This window comes from Mucilaginibacter sp., assembly GCF_036383575.1.
GTDB lineage: Bacteria > Bacteroidota > Bacteroidia > Sphingobacteriales > Sphingobacteriaceae > Mucilaginibacter.
In genome coordinates this window covers 1-8649 of the sequence record NZ_DASVOB010000159.1, presented here as the reverse complement: position 1 = coordinate 8649, position 8649 = coordinate 1, and the positions used below count along the sequence as shown (strand labels likewise).

General features: G+C 40.7%; 5 protein-coding genes. 1 reads left to right on the top strand and 4 read right to left on the bottom strand.

Annotated elements, in window-relative coordinates:
- Positions 1-189: 189 nt before the first annotated feature.
- A complete protein-coding gene (locus VF500_RS05890; RefSeq protein WP_330858773.1) occupies positions 190-573 on the bottom strand; it encodes a BlaI/MecI/CopY family transcriptional regulator in 384 nt (127 codons plus the stop codon).
- A 334-nt stretch (positions 574-907) separates the two neighbouring features.
- Between VF500_RS05890 and VF500_RS05885 the strand changes: the two genes are divergently transcribed.
- Positions 908-2017 carry a hypothetical protein gene (locus VF500_RS05885; RefSeq protein ID WP_330858772.1) on the top strand — a complete coding sequence of 370 codons (1110 nt, stop codon included), beginning with the start codon at positions 908-910 and terminating at the stop codon, positions 2015-2017.
- An 18-nt stretch (positions 2018-2035) separates the two neighbouring features.
- On the opposite strand, the gene VF500_RS05880 is transcribed toward VF500_RS05885, so the two are convergent.
- From VF500_RS05880 to VF500_RS05870, 3 genes are all read right to left on the bottom strand, one after another.
- Positions 2036-6103: a hybrid sensor histidine kinase/response regulator transcription factor gene (locus VF500_RS05880; protein WP_330858771.1), complete on the bottom strand. Its 4068-nt coding sequence runs from the start codon at positions 6101-6103 to the stop codon at positions 2036-2038.
- A 62-nt stretch (positions 6104-6165) separates the two neighbouring features.
- Positions 6166-7644 (bottom strand): hypothetical protein, encoded by a 1479-nt coding sequence (locus tag VF500_RS05875; RefSeq protein ID WP_330858770.1) that lies wholly within the window; start codon positions 7642-7644, stop codon positions 6166-6168.
- Between the two features lie 21 nt (positions 7645-7665).
- On the bottom strand, positions 7666-8649 hold a 984-nt coding region (locus tag VF500_RS05870), incomplete at its 5' end, for a glycoside hydrolase family 2 TIM barrel-domain containing protein (RefSeq protein WP_330858769.1).

Below are 8649 nucleotides of genomic sequence, written 5' to 3'. Positions count from 1 at the left end.
TCATCAATAAATTGTAGCGGCGCACCGGGCTCGATCTCCGGGTGCAAACAACAACTATACCTGCCAGTGCAGCAAGTAATACTCCCTGCCACAGCGAATGGATAAGCGTATCGCATAGCGCTTTAACCAGGAAATCGGTGTTTGCTTTTACAATGGTAACATCCATGGCGGTTAAATTTTATCGGTTAATTATTCTTCCAGTTTTTTGAGCAGGTCTTTGATATCCTGCAACTCCTGTTGCGATGTTTTTTTATTCCCCAGTAACTGCATTACCAGCTTACCTGCCGAGCCTTTGTACATGGTATCCACAAACTTATCTAATAGATGCGCTTTGGTTTCCTGCTCCTCCTCCACCACACTGTAGATATGCTTCATCTGGCTTTCATCGCGTTTCAGGATCCCCTTATCGGCCATGATCTGCATTAGTTTTAAAGTTGTGGTGTAGTTCACCTCTTTTTGCTTTAGCAATTCATCATTCACTAAGCGTACGGTTAAAGGGCCTTTTTCCCATAACACCTGCAGTATTTCCAGTTCGGATTTGGTTGGCTCTATCGGCTTGTTTTGTGCTTTCATATCTATCTCCAAAACAAAGGTAGAAAACTTTTCGTACGAAACAAATTTTAGTTAGGAAATTTTTCGTAGGTTAATAAAAACTGCAAATTAACTTGTAGACATCCAAAGTCTTGCACCTTAATTGGTACTACATTTGATATTGATAATATTAACTATATCGGTGTTTTTTATCTAAAACAGGGTTCAGCTTTTTTCCAAAAAACAACTGTGTATTATAAAAATCAGCTATCAAAAAAATTCTGATTATCTTCGGCACAATAATTATGCTTACCGGAAATTTACTGCCAATAAACATAAAACCCTAACCCCTTATTCACAATTTAAAGCCTCACAGATGCGCCCTTATTTCCTGACATTTATTTTATTTTTTGTTTCAACTCTCGTGTTTGGACAAAACGAAGTTTACGAAACTGGTTTAAAGGCTTTTGACGCTAAGGATTATGCGAAAGCTTTTAAACTTTTGAAACCATTTGCAGATTCAGGCGATTCTATTGCCGAATATGTAGCAGGCTTTTGCTATCTCAATCCCGAATCGGAATTAAAAAACGATTCATTGGCCGAACATTACCTGATTAGCGCTGCCGAAAAGTTTAATCCCAGGGCAATGGGCTTACTTTCTGTTTATTACTTTCAAAAGGGAATAGAAAATGAAAAATTCAAAATACAGGCATTGGTTTGGGCAGAAATAGCCGGAGCTTATGACCCGGTTTTCAATACAACAACGACAAGAATTTTGATCAGAAGATATCTGAATGAAAAAGAATTGAGCGAAGCAGAAAATATTTTGAAAGACAAGAAAAGCAAATACGACAAAATAAATCTTGATGCATTCTATAAACTCAACAAGCAAATAAAATCGATGGAGAAAGAGTCCGAAAAAACCAAGATCCCCGAAAATAAATACAACCTGATTGAGAACCCTTACCTTGACTGGGTTTACAGGTGGAAGCTTAGAGGATTTGAGTGCGATACTATGTATTATACTTCTCAAATTGAACCAGCTGTAATAGACTCAACTTTAAATAAAATTAGTAAGGGCCGGGCATTTGAAATATCGTTTCTCTATAGCAACGATAATTTAAAAACTTTTGAGATTACCAGAGACGAGCAAAACTATCTGATAAAGGAACTTAAACAATTGAAAAACCATAGATGGGCAGCCGGTATGTTTCCATATTCAAGGTGTTTAGAACAAAAGGAAATCCAACCGACCTTTAACATCACCGAAAATCTGCAAACAGAAAATGAAAAAAATATGTGCTCAATAGTTTATACGTTTTCAAAACCTATTTTTATTCGAAATGGAACCATTGCTTTGTATTTAGATCAGAAAAGGTATAGAACTAATTATACCCAGTTAGAGTTTGGCTTTTATAAACTTGAAAATAACCATTGGGATAAAATTGCAAACGTTTATCAATATTACGAAGAGCAAAAAAATTAAGGTTTATAACGGAATGATTTATTCCATAAACTCAGTAGGTGTTTTTCCGTATTGTTTTTTGAACTCCTTGCTAAAGTATTTCCTGTCGCTAAAGCCAACCATATAGGCAACCTCGTTGATGGTATAGCGTTTGGTTTTGAGCAAGATACCGGCATTGTTCATTTTTACTGACTTGATGAAATCATTCACCGACATGCCGGTAACGGCATCTAATTTTTTATACAATACCGGTTGGCTCATGCCAATTTCGCGGGCCAGTTCAGGAACGCCGAACTCTAAATTGTCGATGTCTTTTTCAATGATCCTGACCAACTTGTTAATAAATTCGTTATCAATTGTATTCACCAGATCCCTGGTTGCCTGAACGTTCTTTTCAGAAGCAGTATTTTCAATACGGCCATAATTAGCCGTGATCTGCTCTTTAAATGACTTCCTGATCCTTTCACCGGCATTTAAAAGGTTGGTAACCTGCAACAGCAACACTTCAATACTGAAAGGTTTGGTTAAATAAACATCGGCACCCATTTTAAGGCCCTCAATATGGTTTGCTCCCGATGCTTTGGCAGTCAACAAAATAACAGGGATGTGATTGGTCCGTTCATCTGCTTTGAGTTTATTGCATAACGCGAAGCCATCCATTTCGGGCATCATTACGTCACTTATAATAACATCCGGAATATGATCCTTTGCTGCTTCCCATCCCTTCACCCCGTTTTCGCTGGCAATAACTTCATAATGATTTTGCAAAAACTCAGTGATGAATGAACGTACCTCGGAATTATCCTCAATAAGTAAAATGGTGCGCTTTTTATCCCTCGATAAGGGTTCGGATGGAATAACTGGTGCTATAGAAGGTATAATATCCAATACCGGCTTTTGTACATTCAGAAAATCATTCACCGGGGTTCTTATCAAATCAGTATTTCTAAAATGAGTGGCCCCCTTGCGCAGGCTTACTACAAAGGATGTCCTGTTACCCGAAGGGGCTATTTTACTTTCTACAGAAATGGAACCTTTATGCAATTCGATGATACTTTTTGATAATGCAAGCCCTATACCGTAACCTGTATTCTGTTTGCCGTGATCATTTTCCTGGAAATAGTTTTCAAATAAATTCTTCAGGTTTTCGGGGGCGATTCCTTTTCCGTTATCTGCTACGGTAATGGTAACATTATCCTTCCCCTCCTCAACAAGGATATTGATGTAACCTCCGCTACTGGTAAACTTGAAAGCATTATGCAACAGGTTAAAAAACACTTTCTCCAACTGTATCTTATCAAAATACAGGGGGATATAGTCGGCAGAGGTAACCAGGTCGATAGTAATATTAACCGATACCGCATGATCATAAAAAGAGCTGTAAATTTCGGAGATGGTAGTAACCACATTGTGGTCTGCAATATGTAATTTCAGGTTCCCCGTTTCGGCCTTTCTGAAATCCATCAGTTCATTAACCAGTTGCAGCAGGCTATCAGAGTTTTTTTTAATGATCTGCAATTGCCTGGTTTGTGTGCCGCCCTTTTCTTCAAGGATCAGCTTTTCGACCGGGCCAAATATCAGCGAAAGATGGGTACGGATCTCGTGGGAAATATTGGTAAAAAAGTTGAGCTTTAAATGAGTCAGCTCTTTATCGCGTCGTAGTAAAGATCTCAAAATAAAGAAACGCGCCAGCAGGAATACAATACTCCCAACAAAAAGCACATATAAACAATAAGCCCAGGTAGTTTCCCAAAAAGGCGGCAATACTTTGATATGCAGGATAACCGCCTTCCCCCAAACCCCATCATTGTTTGAACCTTTTGCGAAAAAGGTATAGCTTCCCGGCGACAGGTTGGTATATGGCGCGGATGGAATATCAGTGTGCACCCAGTCTTTATCAAAACCATCCAGTTTGTAGGCGTACCTGTTTTTGTCCGATTTGATGTAGTTAAGCGCAGCAAAATCAATAGTGAACACATTTTGAGCATAGGAAAAAACGACCTTCTGTGTAACACTGATATCCTTTGAAAGCAGGTTATCCGGCTGGTTGATCCCTACCGTTTGGTTAAAAAGCTTTAACGATGTAATAACTACCGGCGGAGGGATAGTATTATCTTCAATTTTTGACGGAAAGAAACTGCTTAAGCCATTGAGCCCCCCAAAAAGCATTTCGCCATCACTCGTTTTATAGCAGGAATTGATATTAAACGTGTTACCCCCTAAACCATCGTTTTTGCTATAGGTTTTAAAGGTTTGTGTAGCGATGGAGAATTTGGATAGACCGTTACCTGTGCCCATCCACAGGTTATTCTTTTCATCCTCCAAAATGCTGAGTACATTATTGTTGGTTAGGCCTTCCTTTTCGGTATAAGGTGTAAATTTTTCGCGCACCTCATCATATTGGGCAAGGCCGCCATAATACGAGCCAACCCAAATCCGCTTTTTGGTATCCTGGTAAATACAATTAATATCATTTGACTTAAGGCCGTTTTCGGTTTTGTAAACCTTGATATGGGTATGACTGCGATCTGTTTTATATAAACCGTTAGCAGTAGCTATCCAGATATTCTTCCCGTTATCTTCCATCAAAGCCATGACAGATTTTTTTCCAATTTTGCTGATAACAGGCTGATCGGTACGCTCCAATAAAGAACCGTTTTTACGAAAAGCGACCAGCCCGCTTTGTGTACCTACCCAAAGGTTCCCTTCCGAATCATGCAAAATGCTCAGCACTTCAGAGCCTAAGGTTACCGGGTCGTTTTCCCTGTACAGGAAACGTTTAAAACTATGGTTTGCCGGGTTAAACATATTTAAACCGCCGCCATGGGTACCTATCCATACATTCCGGTCTTTATCAATATAAATCACCTTCACCAGGTCGGATCCGAGCGATGTGGGATCGCTTATCTTGTTTTGATAGGTGGTAACAACGTCGGCTTTACGGTCGAAATAGTTCAGGCCGCCCCCTTCTGTACCGATCCACAGGTTATGTTTATCGTCCTCGGCAACAGCGCTTACTACATTATTATTAATGGCCGAGTGATAACGGGCAGTTTGATAAGTCAAAAACGTGGTATTTGGATTGGACACCATGTTGATGCCTCCCCAGTAAGTACCTATCCAAACCGTGTTTGAATTATCGATAAAAACACTGTAAATAGAGTTTTGACTTAAACTATTCTTATCCTCGGGGTCATGCCTGTAGGTTATAAATTGCTTCGTAACCGGGTCTAAGATATTCACCCCGCTTTGTGTGCCTATCCAGATCTTTCCTGATTTTTCGGGCTGAAGGATCCTGATATTATTATTGGCAGGGCCTTTAGGCCCGCTATTAGCTAAAAAATGGGTAAAGGCCCCTGAGTTTTTATTGTAAAGGTTTACACCACCATGCAATGTACCTATCCATAAGTTATTAGCGGCGTCTTCGGTAATAGTGGTTACATAATTATCGCTCAGGCTATTAAGCAGCTTATCATAGTGCCTATACATTTGATAGCTGTACCTGCCATTGTGCTCCCGCATTTTGGTAAGTCCGGCCGAAGAGCCTATCCAATAATCATTGCTGCGGTCCTGGTATATAACGTGAACATTGGTGCCATACAAACCGGCAACAGAATCAGGAACCGAAATGGAGCTAAAACTGCCGGTTGCATTGACAAAGCGGTAAAGCCCATCAGATGACCAGATCCACATATTTTTGTGCTTATCTTCATAAACACAACTTATAATTTCTGCACTCGAAGGATGTGACGATAGCTTAACCCGTTCAAAGCTATCAGTTTCGGGGTTATACTTATTCAAGCCATTGCGCGTGCCCACCCAAAGTACCTGGTGCGAATCAACGACCAGTGAAGTAATATAATCAGATGAAATACTTGACTGATCTGCCGGATCATTTTTATAGATCTTAAAACTCCGGGTATTGTATTTATTAAGGCCATGCTGCGTGCCATACCACATAAAACCCCGGCTATCCTGAACAATGGCCAATACCGAATTTTGAGACAGGCCATTATCCACCGTCAGGTTTTCAAATGCTATCCGCTGACCATAAGCAGATAGCGAAATACATATGTAAAACAGGAATGTGGTTATAATTAGTTTCATCTCGCCGCCCGGAAAATAAAACTAATTAAATTTATTTTACTTACCCAACACCTATGCATTTATCATCGGGATCCGTTTGAAGTATACGACTGGTATAAATTTTCAGGAAAATCAGGAACAACTGCACTGAGCTTTGCAGGCAGGTACATCCACGGATAGAATTTGCTCTTAGGCAATACTTTTGGGCGATTAGATTTTACTTTGGATAGGCCTTTTATGTTAACCAAATTATCTATGCCGATGATATTGCCCTTAAATACATTATTACTGAATGCGGCCTTGCTGTACTGTTTTGGTGATTTGGAAAAAACAGCAGCGTTTTTACCGGCAAACAAAAAATAGTTATCATCAAAGCTTACATGATCAGGGATGCCGTTTTCAATATCTGCAACCTCGGTTGTGTATGATTTTGAACCGTCATTATAAAAGATGTTCCCTTTTACTACCGTGCTATCGGTTACGCCGGCAAAATTGAATAGCCGTTTACGGTTCAGCCCATCATTTACACTTAAGTTGTAACGGATGATATTTCCGGTGGTCATTACGTTATCCTTATTGATCAGATCAGATATGACCAGCATAAAGCCCCCTTCGTTATCATGGCTATAATTGTACTGGATAATGGTATTCCTGCTGTTGCCGTCGATATCAAAAGATTGCCCGTCGTTAGCCCAGTTATCATTTTGGGTATAGGCTACTTCATTGTATTGGATAACCGTGTTATCACTGCTGTGCGGCCAGACGGCTACCGCATTATCCTTTGCCCTGGTACGGATATGAAACAGCTTATTATGCTCAACCATAGCAGTATCAAAAGCTTTAACCACAATACCATCTCCGCCGATATCATCAAGCAGGCAATTACGGATCACCAAGTACTTATTGGGAAACCATTTAGTCCTGAATGAAAATGTACCATTACCGCGGATCCCGTTGCGGTCCACCCGTTCCACCTTGCAATTTTCAATCAGCAAATGTTCAATGTTACTTGGCTTTGGCCCCTGGCAATCCCAAAAGATGCCGTAGCCCTCTGCCGATCCTTTTTTGTTGTCGCCGTTAATATCATGAATGAACAAGTTAGCCAGCCTGATATTGTGTAATGTACCTATATCCTCGGCTAATACCCGCACTCCTGTTGGCCCTGTTTTTTGAAAAGAAACTGTGCTGTCAAAGTTTGATAGCGCCAGGTACTCCACCACTATATTTTGGAGGTTCTTCAGCAAAACCGCATCTTTAAAATGCCCGTTTGCTTTAATTTCGGGCAGGGCACCTGATCCGAAAGCGCTGAAAACAATCGGAGCTTTTACAGTGCCCGATCCCATAGGCACTAATTGACCATCCCACACTCCTCCTCTTTTGAACAGGATACTGTCACCGGCTTCAAAAACCTGTTTATTTACCCGGCTTAATGAGCGCCAGGCCTTAGCGGGGCTATGCCCATCAAATGTATCATCGCCTTTTTTATCGTCGATATAATAAGTACTGCCTAAAACATTTAATGCAGTGCAGCAACATAAAAACAGCGTTAGCAATTTTTCCATCCTATAATTTAATGCAATAGTTTAATTCTCCAGTGTCCATTCGCAGGAGTCTTGCAATAGCTTGCCGTCGATAACACTGCTTACTTCAATTTTATTTTTCCCTTTTTGTAGGGTAACCTTATCCCATACAGTGGTGTGAAAATTATCGGCCTTACCACCATTTATCACTACACCATTCACCGTCAATTTCACATTTGACCTGGTGCTGTACACTTTCACAGCAGTTGCCTGCTGATGCCGAACCGTATTTCTCCGGTCGGTAATATATAACATGGGCTCCTTATTCCAGTTAGCTTTGTAAAAGTAAAAGGCATCTTTTTTAACGGCCCTGTTGTAGGTCACGAGGCCTTTATCATTAATGCCATCGGCATCACCCTCGGTACGGATAGATGAACCAAAATCTGCCAGCGCCCATACAAACTTGCCCCATATAAATGGCCTTTTGCTAAGCTCCTGCCAGTTAACCTCATGATAACGGGTTTGCCATTCTTCGGGATGGAACCTTCCGTCGGCATCTGGTTTGTCATCATTTTCAGCATGTTTAAACGGGCTACCGCCAGCCCCGTATTCGCTTATGGCGAATGTTTTTTGCGGATAATCATGATGGGTTTTATCAGCCCACGAGCCAATTTGTTTAAACTCGCCATCGTACCACCCGTAATATTTATTCCAGGCAATAACGTCAGATACCTCGTTAAACTGACTGCCATCTAAAAAAGTAGCCGCAGTGGTTAAACGGTTGGGATCTTCTTTTTTTGCCAGCTCATTTAGTTGTTTTAAAAATGGCACCGGATCATCATGATCAAGCTTTAGCTCGTTGAACAAGCCCCAAAAGCAAATAGCTGGATGGTTATAATTTTGACGGATCATTTCAGTTAACACCTGCCTCACCTGGTTTTCCAAAGCCGGACTTTTCAAATATCCGGCTCCGGTATATCCCCCCGGACCAACAAAAGGGATCTCCGACCAAACAACCAAACCATTCCTGTCGCAGAGGTCGTAAAA

Coding starts and splice junctions, on each gene's coding strand:
- VF500_RS05880 (WP_330858771.1), bottom strand. CDS start 6,103: ATGAAACTAATTATAACCACATTCCTGTTTTACATATGTATTTCGCTA.
- VF500_RS05875 (WP_330858770.1), bottom strand. CDS start 7,644: ATGGAAAAATTGCTAACGCTGTTTTTATGTTGCTGCACTGCATTAAAT.
- VF500_RS05890 (WP_330858773.1), bottom strand. CDS start 573: ATGAAAGCACAAAACAAGCCGATAGAGCCAACCAAATCCGAACTGGAA.
- VF500_RS05885 (WP_330858772.1), top strand. CDS start 908: ATGCGCCCTTATTTCCTGACATTTATTTTATTTTTTGTTTCAACTCTC.